18 protein-coding genes are annotated in these 26,080 nt (G+C 45.7%); all 18 read left to right on the top strand.

The genetic code is table 11. The features are described 5' to 3' along the window. The first annotated feature begins 24 nt into the window (after positions 1 to 24). On the top strand, positions 25 to 1,152 hold the full coding sequence (locus AB4114_RS03855; protein WP_441987225.1) for an alginate lyase family protein: 1,128 nt from the start codon (positions 25 to 27) through the stop codon (positions 1,150 to 1,152). Between the two features lie 83 nt (positions 1,153 to 1,235). Further along, positions 1,236 to 3,551, top strand: coding sequence for a helix-turn-helix domain-containing protein (locus tag AB4114_RS03850; protein WP_441987224.1), 2,316 nt, complete (start codon positions 1,236 to 1,238; stop codon positions 3,549 to 3,551). 212 nt (positions 3,552 to 3,763) lie between these two features. Beyond that, positions 3,764 to 5,401 (top strand): extracellular solute-binding protein, encoded by a 1,638-nt coding sequence (locus tag AB4114_RS03845; protein ID WP_441987223.1) that lies wholly within the window; start codon positions 3,764 to 3,766, stop codon positions 5,399 to 5,401. Positions 5,402 to 5,488: 87 nt separating this feature from the next. After that, a complete protein-coding gene (locus AB4114_RS03840) occupies positions 5,489 to 6,454 on the top strand; it encodes an ABC transporter permease (RefSeq protein ID WP_441987222.1) in 966 nt (321 codons plus the stop codon). Between the two features lie 16 nt (positions 6,455 to 6,470). Continuing rightward, complete coding sequence (locus AB4114_RS03835) at positions 6,471 to 7,349, top strand: carbohydrate ABC transporter permease (protein WP_441987221.1); 879 nt, start codon at positions 6,471 to 6,473, stop codon at positions 7,347 to 7,349. A gap of 15 nt (positions 7,350 to 7,364) precedes the next feature. Beyond that, positions 7,365 to 9,605, top strand: a complete 2,241-nt coding sequence (locus AB4114_RS03830) for a glycosyl hydrolase family 95 catalytic domain-containing protein (protein ID WP_441987220.1) — start codon at positions 7,365 to 7,367, stop codon at positions 9,603 to 9,605. Between the two features lie 357 nt (positions 9,606 to 9,962). Further along, positions 9,963 to 10,907, top strand: a complete 945-nt coding sequence (locus tag AB4114_RS03825; protein ID WP_441987219.1) for an ABC transporter permease — start codon at positions 9,963 to 9,965, stop codon at positions 10,905 to 10,907. A gap of 3 nt (positions 10,908 to 10,910) precedes the next feature. Beyond that, positions 10,911 to 11,783: a carbohydrate ABC transporter permease gene (locus tag AB4114_RS03820; RefSeq protein ID WP_441987218.1), complete on the top strand. Its 873-nt coding sequence runs from the start codon at positions 10,911 to 10,913 to the stop codon at positions 11,781 to 11,783. An 89-nt stretch (positions 11,784 to 11,872) separates the two neighbouring features. After that, positions 11,873 to 12,886: a response regulator transcription factor gene (locus tag AB4114_RS03815; protein WP_441987217.1), complete on the top strand. Its 1,014-nt coding sequence runs from the start codon at positions 11,873 to 11,875 to the stop codon at positions 12,884 to 12,886. After that, positions 12,883 to 14,739: a sensor histidine kinase gene (locus AB4114_RS03810; RefSeq protein WP_441987216.1), complete on the top strand. Its 1,857-nt coding sequence runs from the start codon at positions 12,883 to 12,885 to the stop codon at positions 14,737 to 14,739. Before AB4114_RS03815 ends, AB4114_RS03810 begins: the two co-directional genes overlap by 4 nt. A gap of 134 nt (positions 14,740 to 14,873) precedes the next feature. Beyond that, positions 14,874 to 16,763, top strand: coding sequence for an alpha-L-arabinofuranosidase C-terminal domain-containing protein (locus AB4114_RS03805; protein ID WP_441987467.1), 1,890 nt, complete (start codon positions 14,874 to 14,876; stop codon positions 16,761 to 16,763). 119 nt (positions 16,764 to 16,882) lie between these two features. After that, on the top strand, positions 16,883 to 19,018 hold the full coding sequence (locus AB4114_RS03800; RefSeq protein ID WP_441987215.1) for a hypothetical protein: 2,136 nt from the start codon (positions 16,883 to 16,885) through the stop codon (positions 19,016 to 19,018). Continuing rightward, positions 19,015 to 20,556, top strand: coding sequence for an extracellular solute-binding protein (locus tag AB4114_RS03795; RefSeq protein WP_441987214.1), 1,542 nt, complete (start codon positions 19,015 to 19,017; stop codon positions 20,554 to 20,556). Before AB4114_RS03800 ends, AB4114_RS03795 begins: the two co-directional genes overlap by 4 nt. An 88-nt stretch (positions 20,557 to 20,644) precedes the next feature. Next, complete coding sequence (locus tag AB4114_RS03790) at positions 20,645 to 20,794, top strand: hypothetical protein (protein ID WP_441987213.1); 150 nt, start codon at positions 20,645 to 20,647, stop codon at positions 20,792 to 20,794. An 86-nt stretch (positions 20,795 to 20,880) separates the two neighbouring features. Next, positions 20,881 to 21,567, top strand: a complete 687-nt coding sequence (locus tag AB4114_RS03785; protein ID WP_441987212.1) for a hypothetical protein — start codon at positions 20,881 to 20,883, stop codon at positions 21,565 to 21,567. A gap of 51 nt (positions 21,568 to 21,618) precedes the next feature. After that, entirely contained in the window at positions 21,619 to 23,040 is a 1,422-nt protein-coding gene (locus AB4114_RS03780; RefSeq protein WP_441987211.1) for a LamG-like jellyroll fold domain-containing protein, read from the top strand. 158 nt (positions 23,041 to 23,198) lie between these two features. Further along, on the top strand, positions 23,199 to 24,254 hold the full coding sequence (locus AB4114_RS03775) for an alpha/beta hydrolase family protein (protein WP_441987210.1): 1,056 nt from the start codon (positions 23,199 to 23,201) through the stop codon (positions 24,252 to 24,254). 405 nt (positions 24,255 to 24,659) lie between these two features. Next, positions 24,660 to 25,745: a Gfo/Idh/MocA family protein gene (locus AB4114_RS03770; RefSeq protein ID WP_441987209.1), complete on the top strand. Its 1,086-nt coding sequence runs from the start codon at positions 24,660 to 24,662 to the stop codon at positions 25,743 to 25,745. The last annotated feature ends 335 nt before the right edge of the window (positions 25,746 to 26,080 follow it).

Raw genomic sequence — 26,080 nt, 5'->3', positions numbered from 1 at the left:
CACACTTGAAGGGAGAACATCAATATGGAACATTTTAGCCAAATAAATAAAGATCAGTGGAGCTTATATGTCGATCTGACTGCGATCATCCAACAGGCGGATGCCTGCCTGACAACTCTTCCTGTTCAGATTACGGATGAGATAGCCCCGCATAGCCCGGGAAACGCTCATGACTATTATTCAAATGGCGATTACTGGTGGCCAAATCCCAATACGTCAGATGGACTGCCGTATGTGCGCCGAGATGGTGAGAGTAATCCAGATAATTTCCATGCACATCGGATTCTCCTTCGCCGAATGAGATCTCGTGTCGCTTGTCTGGCTGCCGCATACCGGATAACGGGTGAGCAACGGTACGCTTCCCACGCAGTTCGTCTGCTAGACGCATTCTTTGTCAATGAGAGTACACGAATGAATCCGCATCTGCTTTACGCGCAAGCAGTGCCTGGCGTCTGCGATGGCAGAGGGATCGGTGTGATCGATACGCTGCATTTGATTGATGTGGCAGAAGCTGTTCAGATGCTGCAACACAGTCAAATGTCTGTAACAGATTCTATTGTTCTGCAAAGTGTTTCCGCATGGTTCGCGAATTACTTGCAGTGGATGAATGAGCATCCGCAAGGGGTGGAAGAAAGAAACGAACCGAACAATCATGGGGTATGCTGGTATGTGCAGGCGGCCGCATTTGCGCGGTTAACCGGTCAACATAAGATGCTGGATTGGTGCAGAGAACAATACAAGACCAAACTACTGGTCGAACAGATGGCCACAGATGGCAGTTTTCCGCGGGAATTGTCCCGTACGAAGCCCTATGCCTATTCCCTTTTTACACTCGATAATTTCGTTACGCTTACGCACCTTCTTTCTACGCCGGACGATAATTTGTGGAAATTTCAGCTGTCGGATGGCAGAGGCATCGAGCAGGGGATTTCTTTCTTACTACCCTATATAGAAAATAAACGAACTTGGCCCTATGGCCGGGATGTCGAATATGATGCGCATTGGCCAGTAGGCATGTCTTTCTTACTGCTTGCAGGGTTGGCTTATGATTCTGAAAGGCTACTTGCCTTATGGCATACATTAGATCAAAAGCCGAAAGAAGATGAACTGCGGCGGAATATGGCCATTAAGCAGCCGCTGCTTTGGATATGAGGGACTTAAAACCGAGACGGGTTCCTCTATTTTCGCTATAATATATGAAAACAGTGACAAATGGGGATAAGGGGTTAGTGCTAATGAAGTTTAATCGGATCCGGTTTAATAAACGCAGCGTAATGTTTACTTGGTTTACTTCTTATATTTCCGTGCTGCTCGTCCCAATCATCATCAGCGGAATTCTATACGCGGCTTCATGGCATGTGGTCGAATCGGAAGTAAATCGTGCCAACACGAACGCATTGAAGCAGATGGAATTAGCGATAGATAACAGTTTGGGAGGTATTGAGCGATTAAGTCTGGAAATTTCCCTTAATAAACAGGTGAATGCGTTTATCAATACCTCACTGCCGCTTTCGGATAACGATTATTACGATTTAGTCACCATTTCGAATGATTTGCGGGTGTACCAGACAGCGAATGAGTTCATTGAACAAATTTATCTGTATTACAAAAATAGTGATACGGTCATATCCACCCGTAATCGGACGGACGGCCGCCAATTGTTTCAGATGTTGGACGGACAAACCTTGAGAGGTTATGATGCTTGGAAGTCGTTTCTAGACGAACGCTATGTTCAGGCCTATATGCCCGTGACGATGAAAGAGAATGACAATTCGTATAAAGCTGTTTTATTTGCTAAATCGGTTTCATTGGCGAATCGCGATCAGCCAGGAGCAGTGCTCCTGTTCGTGATGAGAGATACGAAACTGCTTGCCAATCTTCCGCCATCGGAAGCGACATCTGTTGCGCTGTTGGATAAAGAAAACCGACTAGTTGCTTCTAGTGGTCTTGAGCAAAGGCCGCAATTTCTTACTTATGACAAATTTACTGGCGAAAATGGACTCTTCTACGGGGATGTAGCCGGGAAGCAGGTCGCCGTATCCTATACCACGTCAGCTAGGACAGGCTGGAAATACATGTCGATGATTCCTGCTGAGCGTTTTGACGACAAGATGAGATATATGAAAAGGCTCGTGTATGCTAGCATTTTGCTAAGCCTTCTGCTGGGGGGGGGGGTCACTTTCTTGTTCCTTCGCAAAAATTACAATCCGATTAATCTGCTCATCCGGAGCTTTTCCATGAAAGCAGGGATTTCATTTGCCGAGGGAACGAATGAGTATGGCTTCCTGCAAGATGCGCTCAACAATACTTTCGCAGAGAAAGAGCAGGTTGATCGCCGTTTGCATCAGCACCGCGATGCCATTCGCTCGCATTTTCTGCAGGGGCTCCTAAAGGGGAATCTGGAGCAGGACATTCCTGTACATGAATCACTCTCAGCGCACGATATTCAGCTGTCATCCCCTCATTTTGCTGTACTCTTGTTCCATATCGATCATTTTGGCAAATTCCAGGATGATGTCACGGTAGATCCACAAAAGGTGAAGTTGATGCAGTTCATCCTGATGAATGTGGTGGAAGAAGTGATCGGCAGCCAGCATCAGGGTTTCGTAACGGAAATTGATGACATGCAGGCCTGTATTTTTAATTTCGGCACAGGGCAGGACCCCGAAGAGCTGCGGCAGGTTGCCGAGCAGGTGAAATTGTTCTTGCTTGACCATTTCCATGTCCATTTGACGGTGTCGATTAGCGGAATTCATACCGAGTTGTTCGGGATTGCCGGGGCTTATCAAGAAGCGCTGTCGGCAATGGCTTATCGACTTGTGGTAGGAGGGGGAGAGATCATTCGATACGACGAATTACCGAGTTCCGAGGCTGCCCACCAGGCCGGAAATTATTATTACCCGTTGCATGTGGAGCAGCAGTTGATTAATTTTGTCAAAACAGGCGATTATGAGAAGTCGAGCTCCATCATAGAGCAAATAATAGAAACGAACGCATCTAATGCCGTGTTGTCCGTACCGCTTGGCAAGTGCCTCATGTTTGATCTAGCCAGCACGATGTTGAAAACGATGAATGAAATTGGCTCGCAAAGTAATAAAGCGTCCTTTATCGAACAGTTTCATCCTGTGGAACGACTTTTCGGATGCGAAACGATGAAAGAAATGAAAGGGGAAATCCTTTCGATTCTTGGGCAGGTCTGCCAGTCCATCCAAGCTGAGCGCAAACAGGAGTACAGTCCGCTTGGCGAGCTTGTAAGCTCATTTGTGAAAGCCAACTATGCGGAAGATAATTTGAACATTTCGATGATCGGAGAGAAGTTCGGAATCACGCCTTCTTATTTATCCAAACAATTTAAGGCACAAACCGGCGATGCACTGCTTGATTATATAAGTCGAACACGGCTCGAAGAGGCCAAGAAGCTGCTAAGCGAACAATCGCTCTCTATTATGGAGATTGCGCGGAAGGTTGGGTATGCGGATATCAATACGTTTAATCGGACCTTTAAGAAGTTTGAGGGCATTACGCCAGGGAAATACAAAGAACTAAAGTGATACGTAACCGTTTGACATGGAGTCGTACAAGCTTGCTTGCGCGACTTTTCATTTTTTGCATAGTGATTTTGGATTCTGATGATTGCTTTCTACGGATTTTAAATAGTGATTTGCAGTTTTGACGATATTCAAAAGGGTGCTTTACCAGCCATACTGAAGCTACAGTGCTGCAACGAAATCAATCGCACTAGACAATATGAGGGGGATTCCACATGAGCAGTCGTTCAAAAAGAAAATCCATAAGCCTGGCACTAAGCGTTGTGGTCGCTTCTAGTATGTTCGCCGCATGTTCCAAGGATACAACGAAGTCACCAAGTGCAACTGGAACTGCTACAACAACGACAGCACCAACTGCGGCAGCAGGCAAATATCCAATTGCTACGCAAGAAACACTAACATCTTGGGAGCAGATTAACCCGAACTTGACAACGTTATTTCCGAATATAGGCGATTCCCCTTTTGGTAAGCGATTGGAGAGCGAAACAGGCGTTAAAGTCAAGTATACGCATCCTGCTGACGGTCAATCGAAGGAACAATTCAACTTGCTAATCGCTTCGAACAATCTGCCGGATGTGATTGAATACAATTGGGGCGGCGGTGGAACAGCGGCGTATCCAGGTGGACCAGAGAAGGCGATTGCCGACAAGGTCATCCTTCCTCTCAACGACTTGATCGATAAAAACGCGCCAAATTTAAAGAAGCTGCTGCAACAGGATAAAGAGCTGGACAAAATGATTAAAACGGACAACGGTACCTACTACGCGTTTCCAATGATTCGTCCGGACAATGGCCTGGTTTTCCGTGGACCGATGCTTCGTAAAGACTGGCTGGATGAGATGAACCTAAAGGTGCCTACGACGATTGATGAATGGTACACCGTATTGAAAGCGTTTAAGGAGAAAAAAGGAGCTACCGCTGCTTTGACCGCTCAGTACAGCAATGAATTGAATATTCAGGATGCCTTCATTGGCGCTTATAAAACAGCCAACCGATTCTACATCAATGATCAAGGCAAGGTGAAATTCGGGCCGATCGATCCTCAATTCAAAGATGCGCTGACTCTGCTGAACAAATGGTATGCGGAAGGTTTGCTAGATAAGGATTTTGCATTGAACACGGATTCCAAATCGCAGGATACGAAATTACTAAGCAATGCTTCTGGAGCGACAGTCGGCTTACTTAGCGCCGTGGGTAAATGGATGGATACGGGCAAGAAGACGAACCCGAACTACCAGCTTGTAGCTGCTCCATACCCGACGTTGAACAAAGGCGAACGCGCTTTCATCGGTCAACGTGACTTTAAGTACAACCCGGCTGTAAGTAAAGCTGTTGCAGGGGATTCCAAACATGCGGAGCTGGCTGTCAAATGGATGGATTATGCGTTTGGCGAGAAGGGCGCAATGCTCTTCAACTTCGGTATTGAAGGCGAAAGCTATACGATGAACAATGGCGTGCCTACGTTCACCGATAAAATCACCAAAGATCCGAAATTCAGCCTGCAGCAAATGGTTTCCCAATATACGAAGCCGAACGGTCCGTTCTTGGGTGACAGCCGTAAGAGCTTCAATACGTACAAAGAGCAAGATGAAGCTGTCGGGATTTGGGAGCAAACGGACGCTGTCAAGCATGTGATGCCTCCTTTCTTGACGCCAACAACGGAAGAAAGTAAAGAACTGGCTAAATTGAGTACAGCGATTACGAGCTATAAAGAAGAAATGTTTGTTAAATTTGTTATGGGCAAAGAGCCGATCAGCAAATTCGATGAGTATGTCAAACGGATTAATGAAATGGGGATCGAGAAGGTGACCCAAATTTATCAGCAAGCGCTGGATCGATACAATAAGAGATAATTAGTTTACGGCAAAATCTTGCGGGAGGAGGAACGTATTGTTCCGACCTTCCGCAAGAATAGGGCCGTGGCAGGAGAAGGTGATGCGATGAACACCATGATTTCCAAAACGAAGCCAGTTACAGCCATTGAAGACAAACGAAAAGTATTTCGTTTCGGGCTATTGCTGGATATACGTAAAAACAAACTGCTTTATGTAATGTTGCTGCCTGTTCTGCTGTATTATGTCGTCTTTCATTATGCGCCGATGTATGGCGCCCTGATCGCTTTCAAGGATTACTCCCCAAGAATCGGTATTTGGGGGAGTGACTGGGTTGGGTTCGAACATTTTGTTAATTTTTTCAACGGGGCCTACTTCTGGCGAACGATTAAGAATACGGTTCTGATTAGCTTCTACCAGTTATTGTTCGGGTTCCCGGCGCCTATTATTTTGGCACTTCTGCTGAATGAATTAAGGCATGCTTTCTTTAAAAGAATTGTGCAAACCGTGACGTATATGCCGCATTTTATTTCCTTGATTGTTATTTGTGGGATACTGAAAGATTTTACAACCAGTGATGGTGTCATCAACGATATCATTGCCTTCTTCGGGGGAGAACGGTCAACTTTCTTGCTCGAACCGAGTCTGTTCCGTACCGTCTATGTTTCTTCCGGGATCTGGCAAAATATTGGTTGGGGAACGATTATATTTTTGGCGGCATTAACCGGAATCGATCAAGAGCAGTACGAGGCAGCCAGAATCGATGGCGCTGGTCGCTGGAAACAAATGACACACGTCACGCTGCCGGGAATTATGCCAATCATCATTATTTTGCTTATTCTCGACATCGGTCGGATGATGAATGTCGGGTTTGAGAAAATTATTTTGCTGTACAATCCGGGCACTTATGAGACGGCAGACGTCATTTCATCCTATGTGTACCGTGTAGGTCTGCAAGATTTCAATTATAGCTACAGTTCAGCGGTGGGCTTGTTTAACTCGGTCATCAACTTTGCCCTGCTCATTTCCTCCAACTGGCTGAGCCGCAAATTTAACGATACAAGCTTGTGGTAAAGGAGAGTGCATGAAGATGCTGAACAAAACGAGCTTTGCAGAAAAATGCTTCGATGCGATCAATGTTGTGCTGCTGATCTTGTTGATGCTGCTTACCGTATATCCACTTATTTATGTGTTGTTTGCTTCTGTTAGTGACGCAGGAACTCTGATGGGCTATAAGGGCATGTTATGGCGTCCGCTCGGTTTCTCGCTTGATGCTTATACGAATGTATTCCGCAATCCGATGATTGTGAGAGGCTACGGTAATACGCTGTTTGTCGTACTAGCGGGCTTGGTGCTGAACATCACGCTCACTGCGTTCGGGGCTTATGCCCTCTCGCGAAAGAGTTTGCGGTACCGCAAGCCGCTCATGCTGTTTATCATTTTTACAATGTTCTTTAGCGGTGGCTTGATCCCCCTTTACTTGACGGTCAAAGGTGTGGGATTAATCGATTCCTTATGGTCGCTTATTATTCCGACTGCCATCAATACCTTTAATCTGATTCTGATGAAGACGGCATTCGAAGCAATCCCAGATGCACTTGAGGAATCGGCCAAAATCGATGGGGCGAACGACTTCGTCATTCTATTTCGGATTGTGCTCCCGCTCTCGATGCCCGTGATCGCTGTCATGCTGCTGTACTACGGCGTGGGCCATTGGAATTCCTGGTTTAATGCGATGATTTTCCTGCAGGAGCGTTCGCTTTATCCATTGCAGCTTGTGCTGCGGGGGATTTTGCTGCAAGGGGAAACCAATGCCAATTCAGGTGCTTCCGATGACGATGCCGCCATGTTGGCCGCTACTTTGAAGTATGCGACGATCATCGTTGCGACGGTTCCGATTTTGTTCGTATATCCATTTTTACAGAAATACTTTGTGAAAGGTGCTCTGATCGGAGCCGTCAAAGGATAGAGGAGGGATCTTCGCGTGAAAGAAGTTAACAGCTCGGCGGTTAAACTAGAGGTCGATTGGGAAGCCTACATGGCCAATAACGATATGGAATGGGTAGTTAAGCCAGTTAGCTGGGACGAAGGAGCTTTCCTCGGCAATGGCTTGCTCGGCACGATGGTTTATGGCGAGGAGCATGCGAGTAAGCGAAATGTGCTCCGCATGGTTACTGGGCGGACGGATGTGACGGCCAACCGTACGGACAAACCGGGATTCCCGCCACGCGTTCAGCTTGGTGAACTGGATCTGGAATTGGAAGGAAAGATCTATCATCCCACACAGATGCGCATTAACTTGTGGAACGCTGAATTGCAGGGTACGTTGACGACAACGAGCGGAGTGGTTAAACTGCGCTCACTCGTGCACAGTCTCGATCCGGTGATCGCCATCGAGATCGAGACGACAGAAGGAGAAAGTGGCGCTCGCTTTGCGTGGTACCCTTTTCCAGAAGTCGATCCTGTTCTGAAGAACGCAGACGGCGTGAATTTAAATCAATATGTGCCGCAGACGGAAGTAGCCTATACGGAAGATGAGGATGGCATCCGCGTGTGTACCCAACGGTATTCCGGCGAAGATGGCTGCGTAACCGCTTGGAAGGACGTGCAGGTTTCGCCGAATCGGCGGATCTGTTGGCTGTCCATTGCCCGGGGGTATGGTGAAGCGGCAAAGGCTGAAGCCGTAGAGGCTGTGGGACAGGCTTCGGCAGCGAATTTCGAAGAATGGGTACAAGCTCACCGAGCATGGTGGCACCGCTATTACCAGCAAAGCTTCGTTTCGCTGCCGGATGGACGATTGGAAAGCTTTTACTGGATACAAATGTATAAGTTGGCTTCAGCTACGCGAGTAGACAAACCCTTGATTGATAATCAAGGTCCTTGGCTTACATCGACGCCATGGCCTGGTGTTTGGTTTAACATGAATGTACAGATGAGTTATTCACCAGTTTATACGGCTAATCGTTTGGAGATGGGGGAATCTCTTGTTCGTTCATTGCATGCGAATAGGAACCAGCTGATTCGCAATGTGCCTGAACGTTTCCAGCACGATTCGGCTGGGTTAGGACGGAGCTGCAGCTTCGACTTAGAGACGAATGTAGAGGATGAGGTTGGCAATTTAACGTGGATTTGTCATAACGTGTGGCGGCACTACCGATATACCATGGATGATGGCATGTTGGAGGAAATATTATTTCCGATTTTAAAGCGGAGTGTGAATTATTATATCCATCTGCTGGAGGAGGGCGAGGACGGCTGCTTGCATCTGCCTCCGACGATATCTCCCGAGTACGGCTCATTCATGCGGACAACGGTGCCGGACTGTCATTATGATCTTTCCTTGCTGCGCTGGGGCTGTGAGACCTTACTTGCGATATGCAAGAGGTTGAGCGTTAGCGATCCGCTCAGTCCGAAGTGGGAAGACATTCTGGAGCGTTTGGTTCCGTTGCCAGTCGATGAGACTGGCTTTATGGTGGGGCGTGATATGCCGCTTGCCTACGGCCATCGTCACTTTAGTCACTTGCTGGCGATTTTCCCGCTGCATCTGATCAGTGGAGAAACGGAGGAAGAGCGGGCTTTAATCGCAACTTCTCTGCGTCATTGGCTGGCGAAAGAAGGCGATCTACGCGGCTTCAGTATGACCGGAGCGGCATCCATTGCCGCAGTACTTGGATGGGGTGATGAGGTGATGCGGCTCCTGCAATCGCTGCTGCTCATCATTAAGCCGAATACGATGTACAAGGAAGCGGGACCGGTGATCGAAACGCCGCTGGCCGGTGCAGAATCGATCCAGGATATGCTGCTTCAGAGCTGGGGCGGCAAGCTGCGAGTGTTTCCGGCTGTGCCGGGAGCGTGGACAGAACTGGCCTTCCATGATTTGCGTGGGGAAGGCGCTTTCTTAGTCAGCGCAGTCCGCAAGGATGCTGCCACGCAGTGGATTAGAGTGAAGAGTTTGGCGGGAGAACCCTGTCTGATCAAGACGGGCTGGCAGGGACGGATTCGATGGGAGATCTTCGGCGTGGATGGCAAGGAGCGAGTGTCTGGTGAAACGGTTATCCACGATGAGCTATCACTGGCGTTGGAGAAGGGCGAAGAGGCTGTACTCTATCCGAGTGAAGAGGTTCCTGATTTCCATGTACATCCGGTCGAAGGAAAGGACAAGGTTGTGCGGTACTTCGGTGGACACAAGCCTTGGCGGTTATACAGGTTTCATTCAGACAATTAAGGCGATAAATATTGTTCTATCGTTTAAAACAAATTCGCCTCACAATAAATACAAACAGGTAGACCCTCAGCCAGTGGCCGTGGGTCTACCTGTTTGTATATATGGAAAAATAATGTAAGAAATAGAACGATACATGACCTATGCAGTTGGATGAAAATTCTGGATAATTAAACCCTGCCACTTACGCTAGTAACCCGAATAACGTTATGGCACAGCGCTATTTACACGAGTAGCCTTTTGGGCTACACCGATAGATAAAGTGAAATCGGTTAAGAAATAGCTATTCTAGACAACGTAATTAGGAGGTGCTGTCCGTATAATAAATATCAAATGAAGTACATACATGTGGAGGTAATCATGAGGAATGCACTGACATCACCCAAAGCTACGCCTATTAAACTGAGGAAGACAACATGGAGACTAGATCATCTTCCTTTCTACGTCATGATTGCACCAGGCTTGCTTTATTTTTTAATTTTCAAATACATTCCCATGTTTGGGTTGTTGATTTCTTTTCAGCGTTATGACCCCTTTGTTGGGATTATGAAAAGTCAGTGGGTCGGTTTTGACAATTTCAAACGTTTATTTACAGAACACGATTTTCCTATGCTTTTAAAAAATACGTTTCTATTTGCCGGCATGGATATTCTTTTTTTCTTCCCAGCTCCCATTATTCTGGCACTCCTTCTTAATGAAGCAAGATTGAAAGCTCTCCGAAATGTCGTGCAAACGATTATGTATGCACCGCATTTTATCTCATGGGTTGTGATTGTATCTATCACAATGACTTTGTTTTCATCGCAAGATGGCGTTATTAATCAATGGCTTCAATCCGCGGGGCTTGGTAAAATCGAGCTGTTCACGAAAGCAGAATGGCTTCGCCCGATGTGGCTCTTACAAAATATATGGCAAGGCATGGGTTGGGGATCCATTTTGTATCTAGCAACAATGGCATCCATTGATCCTTCCTTGTATGAAGCGGCAAAGGTTGATGGCGCAGGGCGGTTTCGGCAGATTTGGCATATTACCTTACCTGGTATTCGATATGTGGTGATCGTTCTGTTTATTTTACGACTAGGCAATTTTATGGACATTGGGTTCGAGCATATTTATTTGCTGCAAAATCCATTAAATGTGAATGTGTCAGACGTTTTTGATACTTACGTGTATCGGACAGGAATCTTACAGCGAGATTACAGTTATTCAGCCGTTGTTGGCATGTTTAAATCCATTGTAGGACTTGTACTTGTACTCGGTGCCAATCGCTTAGCTCGCAAGTTCGGCGAGGAAGGGGTGTACTAGTCGATGAAATCAGAACAAGTATGGAAGGATCAGATCTTTAATACAGTGGTTATCTTAATTTTATTAAGTTTGGGTTTGGTTGTTGTTGTGCCCTTCCTCTTCACAATCTTTAGCTCCTTTGCGACAAGTAAAGAGTTGCTCCTGAAAGGTGTGGTGCTGTGGCCTGAAATGTGGACATTAGAAGCGTATCGGTTTCTGTTAGATAATGATCAGTTTACAGGTGCATTCAAGAATGCGGTTACTTTGACGGTGTTTGGGACCATCATCAATATGACCCTCTCCATTTTGATGGCTTACGGATTGACTCAACCTGGCGTAAGAGGCAGAAAGGCAGTTAACTTTATGGTTCTGTTCACCATGTTGTTTCACGGAGGCATGATTCCTACCTATTTAGTCGTGAATAAACTTGGTTTGATTAATTCGTACTGGTCAATCTGGCTCGTGAATGCGATTGCTCCGTTTAATATGATTGTCATGCGCAGCTTTTTTCAAACGTTGCCTAGCGAGATCAAGGAATCTGCCCGTATTGACGGATGTGGGGAATTTAGTATTCTTTGGCGCGTAATCCTGCCGATTTCTTTGCCGGTCATCGTAACATTCAGCCTGTTCTATACGGTAGCTAATTGGAACACGTATTTCCAAGCGGTCTTGTACCTCAACGATATCAAAGCATATCCGCTTCAAGTATTTCTTCGTCAGGTACTGATTGTGAATGCTTCCGAATTAGGGTTAGCCGTGACGGAGCATGGCTATGAATATTCGCCTGCTGTCCGGCATGCAGCCATTCTACTAACCGCAACACCGTTATTACTCGTGTATCCTTTTATGCAGAAATATTTTAGCAAAGGTATGATGATGGGTTCGGTAAAAGGGTAAGGGTGGCCAAGTATGTACTGTTCAAATACGTTCTTCCTATTGTATGGTTGAAGTAATCACATCCATGAGGGTATAGGGGGAAGCAGAGTATGTATCATGTTCTCGTTGTAGAAGATGAGCTGTTAATTAGAGATGCTATTGTAGAAATGGTCGGTCAATTGAATGGCTTTAAAGTGACAGGCGAGGCATCCAGCTGCGAGGAGGGATGGCGGCTCCTTCAAGAGCTCTGGCCGACTGTTGTTATTACCGATATTCAAATGCCGGACAAGGATGGACTTGAACTGATTCAGCGTATTCGACAAATGCGTCTACCTGTTGTTTCCATTATTATCAGCGGACATGATAGATTCTCTTATGCGCAGAATGCGATCCGTCTGCATGTTTCTGAATACTTGCTAAAGCCTATATCTGAGATGGAGCTGCATTCGGCTTTATCACGATCTGTCAGTCGACTGGAAACATTCGCTGAATCGAATCAACTGCTGCAGGACATTCAGATCTTTGTTGATCGCTTATCTGAAGGGAATCCGGTGACGTTGTTTGAGCAAGCGAACCAAGTATTGGGTGCGATTCTCGGGAATCGGACACTCGATCATGGTGCGAAGACAAGTTATGTTCGGATCTTTCTTGGCAAGCTCATGGAATTTGTGAAAATCATGTACCCGAGCTTTGAAGAGCCCACTATTTCGGAAGACCTCAACGAAATGCAAGTGCGCCAGGTGTTTCATACGATTTTGCATGAGTGGATACGTCGTTACCCGCAGTTCTCTAGCAATAATATGCGTTTGGTAATCAAGAAAGCGATTACTTATATACAGACACATCTACAGGATGAGCTAACCTTGAAACAGATGTCCGATTACACCAATATAAGCACCTCCTATTTTGGCGTACTATTTAAACAGTACACGGGGAAAAGCTTTGTGAACTATGTTAATCAAATAAGAATTGAAAAATCGTTGGAATTTTTACGAAATACAGATATGAAAATATATGAAATTGCCGATGAGGTCGGCTTTGCTTCCTTACCTTACTTTAACCGAGTGTTTAAGCAAGTATCTTCACTGACACCCAATGAATATCGAAAGAGTCTCGGCCTATGAGATGGGGGACGTGGTTCAGCCGCTATTCGATTAAAGCTAAATTGATCGTCATCTTACTGATTGCAACTTTGACATCTATTCTTTTAATGGGTACTTTTTCCCAATACTTATATGCGAAAGCGGCGAGAAACGATTTTTATCAGTTCGCTGATGATGCATCGTATCGCTTGAATCGTCAAATCGATCTCTATATTCAACAAATGAAAATATCAGTTTCATCCCTCTTGGCTGGACCTTTGCCCAAACGCAATGAGTTTAACAGCCAGTTGGGGAATGTGGGAATTGTTCAGAATTGGCTAGTGAACGAGGCGCCGAGTACGCCGGCTCAACTGGCCGACTTGGAGGATGTGCTGAATAATTACGTCGCCCTTAATTACAGCGAGGTTGACAGTATGTTTCTCATGTCCCAAAGCGGCAGAATTGTCTCCAATGTGCAGCGTTTTGATGAGGCTTCCAAAGTTTATCTGAATGAGCCTTGGTTTGCCATGCCGATGAGCAGTACTCTAAAGGTGCTTCCAACCCATCAATCGCAAGTCACAGGTAAAAACGTGATTTCCTTACTCGTTCCTATTTACGCGACAGATACGATGAAGCTGGGAGGAAGACTTGTTATCAATTTGCGCATTAGTGAACTTGAGAAAACGATTGTCCGATCTTCGCTTGCCAAAAAGGGTTATTTTTTCATACTAGCCAACGATGGCACGATCGTATATCACCCGAATTCGGATTGGATTGGGAAGCGGATCGAACAAACGGAGTTAGCTCCTTTGAATTTACTTACATCTTCTTCGGTTCAAGAGCTTCAAGGAACAGAAATGCTGGTTGCTGCCAATTATTCGGAGTTAACGGAATGGAAGCTTGTGGCAATGGTGCCGTTTGAGGAGATGGCTAGCGGGATTACAGTGGCTAGAAAAGCCATGCTTGCTGCGATGCTTATTCTTGCAGCCTTTGTGTTAGTGCTCGTACCGATGGTGGCGCAATGGTTCATCCGGCCAGTTCGACAATTGAAGCAGCTGATGGAGCATGTAGAGAAAGGAAATTTAGACGTACGTGCCAAGGTATTACCTGGGAAAGATGAAATTCAACTGCTGAGCCGCAGCTATAACCGAATGACAGACCAGCTTCTACAGCTCATTGAAACGGTGAGTTCCATGAAAGTCAATGAAATGCACATTCTGCTGAGGCAAAAAGAAGCAATGATTCAAGCGCTGCAAAATCAAATCAATCCGCATCTCCTCTACAATACGTTGGAGATTATCAATAGCTTAGCTTATATCGAAAAAAATGAGCGGATCCAAGTTATTGCCAAAAATTTAGGTGACTATTATCGATATACTGCCTCCATTATTGAGCCGATCGTAACGCTTAGAGAAGAAATAAATCAATTAGAAAAATACCTGGAAATTATCGAAATTAGATTTCCAAAAAATTTCCAGAGTCGCTTTTATGTACATGAGAAATATCTCGATATACGCATCGTGAAATGCTCGCTGCAGCCGATTATTGAAAATGCGATTAAGTACGCAGTTGAACCGAAGAGCGGGAATGGAACGGTTATTATTAACGCGTATCAGGAGGCAAACGATCTCATTATTGAAATCGCCGATAATGGCAATGGCATAGAAGAAACTAAACTAAAAGAATTACAGGAGCGGTTGAGTTGGATTGTAACTCAAGCAAACGAGACGCTAATTAAGAGTGAATCCCTAGGCATAGTGAATGTTCAAGCGCGATTAGTCTTGCAATACGGTCCAGCCTATGGATTGACGATAACGTCATTTGCAAACAGGGGAACCGTTGTTTCCATCCGAATTCCTGTTCTTGAAGAAGACGGCACCAGGATAAAGGAGTGAAGGGTATGAAAGAAGCGCATATCAACGTTGAAAAAAAGCTTTCAAGTCACACGGTAAGTCCTTACCTGTTTGGTCATTTTATTGAGGATATTGATGATCATATGACAGCAATGTTGGCATTTCCCGTTCGCAATATGGATTTTGAAGAAGAAGACACGAACTTGGATGGTGTATCAGGTTCGTGGTTTCCTCTTCACGATGGGAAGCATACGCAATATGCCTTAGAGCCAGCAGCAAGAGGGCATAGCGGTCATAGTCAAAAGATTCGAATATGGAATAAAGATCGAGGGATGTCAGGCATTGGCCAACATATTCATTTAGAAGCCGGCCTGCATACGCTCCGATTATATGTACGAGCGACAAGTGAAATCCATCGTGTGTTGGTGCGAATTGTTGATCGCTTGAACGGTAAGGTTGTAAGTGAAACAGAGCTCGAGATTACTGGACATAGATGGAAGGAATTAGGAGGTTTATTGAGCGTTTCAGGCGCTATTTCTGCCGGTGAGTTACAGATTTGGGCAGTTCCAAGACCTGCAAATGAGTGGGAGGATTCCGTCTCGACGGGAATGATCTGGTTCGATCATATTTCACTTCTTCCCGATCAAGCGACACTAACAGGCTTATTGAAGAGAGATGTCTTTCAAATGGCAAAAGCTCTGAATAGCGGGATTATGCGTTTAGGCGGTAATTATATTAGTTTATATCATTGGGAAGATTTTGTTGGCCCGACCTCCTTGCGGCCTAATTATATCAATGAAGCGTGGGAACAAGCAGGACATGTCCATAAGTATTTTGGGACGGATGAATTCATAGCACTATGCAAGCAATTGGGGGTAGAGCCTCAAATCTGTGTCAATATGGGTACCGGAACGCCGGAGGAAGCAGCGGATTGGGTAGAGTATTGCAATGGCGATATGGAGACGACAATGGGGGCATTGCGCGCAAGCCATGGATTTCCTGAGCCATATGGCGTGAAGTATTGGGAAGTTGGCAATGAAATGTATGGTCCCTGGCAGGCTGGGGTATGTACAGCGGAGCATTATGCAGACATGTATGTCCAGTTTGCTAGAGCCATGAAAGCCAAAGACGCTTCCATTCTATTATTGGGATGCGGAACGGCGAGAGATTCATTGGCGCCTGGCTGGAATCAGAAGGTGCTGGCACGGGCAGGCAAGGAAATGGATTTCTTTACTTTGCATATCTACCAAGGACAGAATTTTTTCCCTATCGATGCTCGAACACCATCAGAAGCACGATTTAAAGCGATTACCGCTTTTCCGGAAGTGGCGAGATCACTATTTGGGGAAGTTGAAAGCTTGATTCGAAACAACGATGAGTTAGCGCATCTGAAAATTGCCGTTACGGAATGGAATACGATGTACTTCCCAAACCCGGATTTACCCAATAATCATACACTAGAAGCTGCAGTTGCCAACGCGTGCATGCTAAACGAAATGATACGTCAAAGCCATCTTGTTCACATTGCGAATTTCTCTGATCTCGTGAACGGTTGGGTTGGCGGCTGCATTCGCGTAGGTGATGCTTACGAGCGGATGAGGAAACCAGGTTGGAGCGGGAATAACCACGTCATATTTGGGACTGCTACTTATCATTCCTTGCGATTATATGCGAATTGCCAAATAGACCGGCTGGTGGAGGTAGAGGTGGATTGTCCTACCTATGATGCTGGAGCATCGAAGTTAGAACTCTCCTTGAAGCAGCTGCCTGAATTAGATGTCGTTGCAGGGATATCTGCGAAGTTGGATAGACTGACGCTGTTTATTGTGAATCGAAGCTTGAGACAGATGCCAGTTTCTTGCCGTTTGACAGCGTGGGAACCGAAGGCGGAGGCGCGCGTCTCAGTTATTTCAGGCTCAGACTACGAGGCGTTCAATACGGTGTTTGAACCTCAAGCATTGCAAACCCAGGTTGAACAAGTTCAGCTTGATGATGCTAAGTGGCAAACTACGTTAGAGCCGCATGCCATTTATGTGCTGGAAGTAGAACTTGAAACAATCGAATGAAATCGGATAAGTTTTAGATATTCTGTGTAACGATAAATAAATGAATTCCATGCATACTAAACATGTAAGCAATTAATCTGCTTTTGTGAAAAAGAGTAATGATCAGAGGAGGGGCAGCTGTGGGAATACACATAGACATTCAATCAGCTCCAGAGAAAGTAAGTCCGTGGTACATCGATAAGCGGATTTTCGGCAAGTTTTTTGAAACGAATGGCAGAGATACGTACCCAGGTATTATTGATGATTGCGTAGCTAACGGATCGTTTGAACATTGGTTCTCCAAGCGGAAGAAGGATGGCACGAATTTACCATGGACCATGCGCACTGAGATTATGTACAGAGACGTCGAGCCGACAACGGGGTTAGCTTACCCGTGGGAGCCTGTCGGTGATGTAACTGATGCCTTCGAGCAATTGCAAGGCGGTGTACATGGCAAACAAGGTTGGAAGACGTTCCAGCGGATCAAGCTCGGAGAGGGTACGATGAGCAGAGGCATTGCTCAACGCATTACGCTTGCCGATGAGCGAACGCTGACCTACCGATTGCAATTGTACGGCCGGGCAACGGGTTCGATAACTCACCTGCAAGTAGCGATTGAAGATAAAACTGGTGAATTACGCAGTGACAGCAGGATTCAGTTGACGCAAGAGTGGAACCGCTATGAGGTTGAGTTGACGTTGGATCGTGTAAGTTCGTCACGTTATGAAGCTTCACCTTTTGGCGAATACAAGCTATTGATCATTGCTAATACAGAAGAAGCTAGCTTCGTTGATCTGGATTGGGTGATGCTGATGTCAGGAGATGCTGTTGAAGGCTTGTATAATCCAACGACAATTGCGTTATTAAAGCGCTATCATGTCACTTCGATTCGGTGGGGTGGGAATTATGCGAATGAATACAATTGGAAGGATGGCATTGGACCTTGGCTGCATCGACCTGTTCGAGATAATCAGAATTGGGGCGGGTTGGAACCTAATTATTTCGGGACGAACGAATTTTTACGCTTCTGCCAATTGATCGAGGCAGAGCCTTTCATGAATATTGGCTTCAGTTATGATCTACCACCTGAATTAGCAGCAGAATGGGTGGAATACGTGAATGGCGATGCTTCGACGCCAATGGGACGGCTGCGCGCAGAGCACGGTTATCCAGAACCGTGGGGAGTGAAGCTATGGCAAGTTGGGAATGAGAGCTATGGTGATTATCAGTTCGGCTATACCAACTCGATTGATTTCGCGAAGAGGATCCAAACTTACTATACGAAAATGAAAGAAGTGGACCCAAGCATTACCATTATAATCGCTGGGCAGGATCCCATGTATGTAGACTTCTCCGAAATTCCAGGCCAACCACCGATCTGGAACAAACGATTGTTTGCGCTTGCAGGAAAGGATTATGTGGATGGGCTTGATATTCATCAATACACGCGAGGAATAAGGGACGAAGGCTTGCGTAAGGATTGGTTAGTGAGCAATGAAGCAGATCCAAGCTTTTATAATCAAGTTTTAGTAGTGTATCCTTCCCAATATGAGGTACTTATTCAAGAGTTGAAAGAGCTCGCAAGCGGATATGGCATTGAACCATTGGCTCTTGAAATTGGTGAATGGAATTTGGAACCGGAAACGGATGCTAATTGGCCCAAAGCCGAGTACGAAACGATGGCTCATGCGTGCTATGTTGCCGCCATGCTCAATACGTTTATTCGCCAAGGGGATAGCGTTAAATATGCGTACCAACGAGATAACACCCTGTATTATCGGGCGTATCCTGTCGATATGAGACCCGTTAATCCTGGCAACGATACGTCCAGATTTTATGCAGAGCCGTTTATGCGAACGGAGACAAAGTGGCGTAGCTTTGAACTTCAAACAGAAGGTACGACGTTTGACATACCTCAAACGTGGGTAAGGATCAGACCTATGGCGGGGATCGCCCATGTGGATGCAGCGGCAATCCTATCAGAAGACAACGCTGAAATGATTCTCTTTGTCGTCAACCGAGATTTGAAGAAAGCCCATAAGGTGGAGTTGCAGGGAGGATGGGATGGCGATAATGCCAATTCATCTGTTCTGCTGCAATACAGTGATTCACCGTTTATGCGACATACCGATTGGTATGAGCAGCGAGGGTATCATCTGGTTGAGACTCAGCTTATACGCGAAGAAGGCAATACGGTATCTTTACTTTTACCAGCAGGCTCAGTAGCAAGGATTACATTCCGATTAGCACACAAATCAGAGGGGGATTTGAAGTGAAAAAAACAGTTGTAGTAAGCCTTACGCTAATGCTCTCTGTAAGCAGCCTTGCCGCATGTTCAACAGATAAGGGGACGACGAATTCCGCTGCGAGCGCTACACCAGTAGCTACATCCGCAAATCTTGATGATGGCAAAGAGCTCATGAACATTTCGTTAATGCTTCCGCAATATGCTGAGATTGGCCCATCAAGCGACTCACCGCTAGTGAAAAAGTTGAATGAGAAGCTGAACATTAAGCTGGATATCCAGTGGATTCCCGGTGCGAGTTACAACGATAAAATTAGTGTTTTGGCGGCTTCAAACAGCTTACCAGATGTATATCGCATTGCCACCGAGGATTACATGAAATGGCGAGACAAAGGTGTATTTCTGGATGTGAAACCTTTTCTTAGCGGGTATCCCAATTTAACTAAACAACTCCCCGAAAGTGCATGGGCAGAACTTAACAATAAGAACTCGTATTTCGGAATTCCCTATTATAGTATTCCCCACCTGTTCTCTATGTCGATCCGAAAAGATTGGCTAGATAAATTAAACCTGAAGATGCCTGAAACAATTGATCAATTCTATGAAGTAGCGAAAGCATTTGCCACCAAAGATCCCGATGGGAACGGCAAAGCAGATACAACAGGTTTCTCTGTACTTGTGAATTCCAATGGTACCTTTGGAAATGCTGCTCCGCTCATGGGGGCCTTCGGACTTGCCAATGAATGGGCCTTAAAAGATGGGAATTTAGTGGCTATGCAGGCGCAAACAGATGAACTTAAGGGCTTCATCGGTTTCCTGCGGAAAGCTTATGCAGAAGGAGTGCTCGATAAGAACTTCCTGGTTATGAAATCGGCAGATGCCAGAAATAAGCTCTGGAACGGCCAATCGGGTATTCACCTTGTGAACCCGAACGAAGTGATTCGTCTAGATATTCCTAATATCAAGAAGAATGCTCCGCAAGCAGAGCTTGTCCAATTGATGCCTCCAGCAGGTCCAACGGGAATTCGCGCGACGCAAACAGACGGCATGGGTCAAGTCAAAGTTGTTATTAATAAAAATACAGATCCGAAGAAGCAACAGCGGATTCTCAAATTACTCGATTACATGCTTTCCGATGAAGGCTATGATCTATTGAAAGAAGGCGTAGAAGGTATTGATTATAAGAAAAATGCCGATGGCACGTTTACGAAGCTAGAAACGAAGGAAACAGGGAGTTTGTTCTCCATTAATTTCTTCCGACGCGCGGATAAAGCGATTCAGCTTCACAAATATAATGACCAAACTTATGTGAAACAAGTGGAACAATGGCTGAACAATAACGATAAATACGACTGGCCCAATGTGGGCTTAGGTTTGGCTGCAGAAACTGAGGCCTATAAGAAAATTAATCTCACGACCATGAACACGAAGTGGATGTCTTCGATGTCTCGAGTCATTGCAGGCGATGCACCTCTTGAAGAGATTGACAAAGCCGTGAGCGAGTGGTTAAAAAGCGGAGGTGAACAATTAACATCAGAGATTAACGAAATCTATAAGCAACGTAAGTAAGCAGATGTCACAGTGACAGGCGTATCTTAGGGAAGAGCGCCTGGTCACGTTGCTCGTTTACCTCATCCTCATTCTTAAAAGAGATGTTATGATGAAGAGTCGTTCAAGCATCATAAGTTTGGTATTGATTGGTTTGATCGCGTTTTCACAGTCATTCATTATGCCTGTTCCTGCGCAAGCAGCGAATTCTACGGCGACGATCAAATCACCAGCGAGACGGCGACCGCGATTGGCTTAAGCTGGGTACCAACTAGAACGGAAACCTATCATGAGTATTTTGAAGACGGTGCAGCGGATAACTGGTCACAAAATAAAGGAAGCTGGTTGGTCTATACCGATACAAGCCGAGGGGCTAATTTCTATCAATCACCACTTGCGACGACGGGATTAACCATATTCAGCAACAGTGCGACCGGCAACTATGAGGGAGAAACAAGTGTTGAGCAGGTTGCAATGGCTTCGGGGAAATCTGCCTATGCCTATGGTGTCGTTGCACGTTATGTGGATGATAACAACTATTACAAATTTGTTTATAACATCAACGAGGATAAATTTAAGTTAGTGAAGGTACAGAACGGTATAGAAACAGTGCTTATTAGTAAAACGACCCAGCAAGTAATGACCGATAGTAAAGTCACATCGTTGGATGTATCCAAACTGTTGATGTCGATCCGGGTAGATGGCAGTACAATTGTGTGTTCCCTAAATCAAATTGGACCTATGTTTACAGTAACGGATACCACATTTACAAGTGGCAAGTTCGGCCTCTATTCCCTAAAAGTGCAGGCCAATTATAATTGGGCACGCATTTATCGGAATAATGCGGATAGTTACACCGTGTATCGCAGCACCCAGCCGCATACGAATTTCACTGCTATCCAAAGTGGACTTACAGGTACGACGTATACGGACACGGGCTTGACTTCCGGAACTACTTATTACTATCGGATTACCGCGCAGAACAGTGCCGGATCTAGTTATCACTACTCGAACACACTTCGCAAAAATTAATCCCTAACATGCCTTGAACAATAATTCTTTCACGAAAGGGGAACTCCATAAGTGCTTACGACGAGCAAAAGCAATCATAACGCCTATCTCATGGGCTATTTTCGATCAGGTCCGGGGCAAACCCACAAAGTTGAGGAATTACATTACGCTTATAGCAGAGATGGATTGCAATGGTATGAATTGAATGAGAATAAACCGGTATGGGCGTCTAGTGTTGGCGAAGGGATTTTAAGAGATCCCTTTATTGGAAGAGGGCCTGATGGGAAGTGGCACCTCGTCTATACAATCCGTCCGAGGGGGGCATACATCGGATATGCAACGTCAGACGATCTCATTCATTGGACAGATGAGAGGGCACTTCCTGTTATGAAGGATATTCCGGATACGGTGAATAGCTGGGCTCCTGAGTTTTCTTATGATCCTATCCATGACCAATTCTTGATCTATTGGGCATCTAGCACAGGTCAAGATTTGAGTAACAGCAAGCATTACTGTTCACGTACAAAGGATTGGCAGACGTTCTGTCCCACTACCTTGTTCTACGATCCAGGTTTTCAGACGATCGATGCGAGCCTGGCCGAACATGAAGGTAAGTATTATATGGCCATTAAGGATGAAAGTCATGTATATGAGCCAACCAAATATCCGCATCCACCGATGAACTTTTTGGCAGTATCTAATCAACTAGAGGGACCCTATGAAATTATTCCTGGTATCCAAACGCCAGATTATACAGAAGGTCCGGAATTTCTATGGGTTGATCGTGTGAAGAAATGGCGACTGTACTATGACTACTGGGCCTATGGTAAATTCGGAGTCATGGAATCCTCCGATATGAAAACTTGGTCTGCTGAACTATCAGAAAGTCTGATTCGGTTTCCTTACCGTGCTCGACATGCAACGATGTTTCCCCTTAGTGAAATAGAACTTCAACAGCTTATCGAGAAATATGCGTTATCCGTACATTACCCAACACCGACCTACTCACCGGTTCGTATTGCTGCAGAAGGGACGGAGGGTTTCTTACACGAAGGCTTCGCTATGCGGTCTGTGACAATGGATTTCCGTGCAACTTCTAGAATGGGAACTCAGGTCTTATTCGATGAAGGTGATAGCAAGAATGGTCTTTCACTGCGCATCAAGGATGGTTTATTGGAGGCCGTTGTCTGTTCGAAAGGAACGAGACTCAAGATTTCTGGTGAACAGGCGTTACTACCTCTGGAAGAGTGGATTCAGACGGCAGTTACTTACGTAGAAGGTAAGTTATGTTTATATTTGAATAGGACTTGTGTGGCGGAAGGTCACGCGGACATCGGCTGGGTCAACATTCATGATACTGCCGGCGGGTATGGTGGACGATTTGGGAAAGATGCGTTTGGTGATGACGACGGCAAAGCCGCATTCCAAGGGTGTATAAAAAATGTGCGGATTTACTCAGTGCCACTGCAGCCGGAGGATTTGAGGCACAGGTAGATTGGATGGAAAGGAGCTAAGCGACAACACGCTTAGCTCCTTCTTTAGCATCAGGTATGACAAAGGGAAAACCCTCTACATGTCGAATTACAGAGCTATGACAACTCAAATGGAGAGATCCGAGAAGGTATTGACTTTATTAAAGGTGAGGTGGCTGCATGTTTGCACAGTACGAGGACTCCGAACGATTAGATAAAATGGAAGGATTGGTAGAAGCTTATTCGCCCTACCAGGATTTTCGGTTATATCCTTCTTCGGTTACACCAGGAATTCAACTCGGAATGAATGTGATCAGGCCTGAGAAGCCAGGTTTACTGCTTATTCAACTGCACGGCTGGCATATGAGTATGCCGAAGCCGCAACGGAGGGATACCCCGAATGAAAGCCCGTATTTGATTGTACAAGTGGATATGCGTGGGCGTGCCTTCTCCCAAGGCAGCGCAGATTGTAATGGGCTTGAGCTGATTGATATCTATGATGCTGTCCAATTCGTTCGTCAAGCATACAAGGACTGGCTGTTCGCAGAAGAGCCTGTTTACTTGGAAGGCGGAAGTGGCGGCGGCGGTAATGTGCTTGCCACCGTAGCCAAATTTCCTGATCTATTTGCAGCTGCATCAGCGTTGTATGGGATGTCGGATTACGCTGTTTGGTATGAACAAGATCAAGTCGGGGAATTTCGCGACGAGATGGATGTCTGGATTGGCTGCACGCCGCAAGAAGATATGGAGCGTTACCAAGCTCGAAGTGGCTTGCACTTGGCTATGAATGTGCACACTCCACTCTACATTACGCATGGCGATGGGGATATTCGCGTCCCTGTCACTCACTCACGTAATTATGTAAATGAGATGGAGCAACTGAACAAAAATCAGCTTGTTCGTTATGATGAGCTTGCAGGTGTCGGGGATCAAGGACATCTAGCCCATATTCGACCCGAACAGTCACTCCGAGTGGAACAGGAATCCGAGCGTAATCGGCTCGACCATCCGACACCGATTCAGCTACCGTTACAGGGCAAGCTTCTCGTAGGCGGGTATGTGTACACGAAGTACTTCAAGCTTCAACTTGACTCTGTGAATCATCTCGCTGAACTGACGTATGACGTTGAGAGGCGAAGTGTTCAATTAACGGCTTTAGCAGAGTATACGTATCATCTTGAATGGGCCGATGGGACGGTTATGAGCGGATGCTGTGCGCAACGTGTAAACGAATAACTGGCCTATAGACGGAGAAACACTATTTTACAGTTTTCATCAAGCGTTCCCTGCTCAATGTAGCCGGGATTTTTTTATGCATATTTAGTCGGGAGAGTAGGGGGAACGCTCCAGTGGATCGCGGTACTGAGAAAGGGAACCACGTTCCGTATCTTCGGCATGGTGCAAGGACGGGGGCAGTCCAAATAAGAGGACATCAGAACTGATATTGAAGATTTCGGCTCATTTTGCAGTGTTCTTGCAAGGGGATTTCACATCGATTCGAAGTAAACGACGCAAATTGAAATATACACCGACGCTTAACTAGCGTACTGTTCAGGTAGATACCACTCTTCCACAATCGACTACTCGTACTAGGGGAAGTGGCGTTCAATTTACGATGTTAATCGGAGGTAGGTTGTTGACATGAAGAAACTCAAAGTTGGGGTCATCGGGCTTGGAGAAGTTGCTCAAATTATTCATTTGCCGATCCTAGAATCACTAAGCGAATGTTATGAAATAGCTGCGATCTGTGATATATCTCCCCGTTTAGTGCAGTGGGCAGGATCTCGATATGGTGTCCACCAGCAGTATACAGATGCATTGGAGCTCGTTAAGCAGTCTGATCTTGATGCTGTTTTTATCCTAAATAGCAACGAGTATCATACGGCATGTGCGATTGCTGCAATCGGGCAGAAGAAACATGTGTTTATTGAAAAACCGATGACGATGACTCAGCAAGAAGCTGATGCCATCATAGAAGCACGAGATGAACATGGTGTGAAGGTCATGGTCGGCTATATGCGCCGCTATGCACCGGCATTTACACAGGCTGTCCAGGATGTCAGAGACATGGGACGCATTCAATATGCGGTTATTCGCGGCATAATTGGGATGAATCATTTTTTTACAAATCAAACGAGCTCCGTGCATCGCTTTACAGACATTCCGGCTGAAGCGGCGATCGAACGCAAAACCATCCACCAAAGATTGATGAGGCAAGCGATTGGTGATGTTCCGCAGGAGATCTATAATGCCTATTCGTTGCTGCTTGGCTTAGGTTCACATGATATTTCAGCAATGCGCGAGCTTATTGGTGTCCCGAATCGCGTCGTTTCCGCTGTGCAATGGCAAGGGGGTTCGAGTATGGCAGCTACTTTCGAATACGATGGCTTCTACGCGACGTATGAAACGGGGCTTGATCAGAACCGACGTTTCGATGCCCATATCGAGGTGTTCGGATCCACGAAACAGTTGAAAATACAGTACAATACACCTTATATCCGGCATTTGCCGACGACCTTGCATGTAGGTGAAACAGTAGGAGAAGCTTACGAGGAGCGTGTCCATCGGCCAACGTTTAAAGATCCTTACACCATCGAAATGGAAATTTTCCATGAATCCATCACGCAGGATAAGAGTCTGAAGACGACACCGGAAGACTATAAGCAGGATTTGACGATTTTCAAAATGATGGTCGATCAAATGCTGATCACCTATAAGCCGCAATAGAGGGAGGATCATGAGACGAATGGCGGCCATCGTGAAGGGGAAAAGGAGTTAGCATACTATTCAGGCAGAGATCGCGTTGGATTTGGCAATCATCAATGCCCACTGGGACAATAAGTTGGAACGGCTCGGAAAACTATGAAGCGTGCAAAAGTGCAAAAGTGCAACCTTTCTCATCGATTTACCCTCCCGATATGAAATGCTTGTGAAAGTGCAACAATTTCTGCAGACATGTATCAAATTGGCACTTTTCCATCTAAAAGGTTGGCCTATTTGCATGCATTCATCCGATAGAGCCTTTTTCTATGAAAATAAGTGTACTTTAGCATCTTTGACCA

Origin of the sequence: Paenibacillus sp. 2RAB27 (assembly GCF_052115445.1) — a bacterium.
Taxonomy (GTDB): domain Bacteria; phylum Bacillota; class Bacilli; order Paenibacillales; family NBRC-103111; genus Paenibacillus_E.
This window is presented reverse-complemented; position numbering and strand designations above follow the sequence as displayed.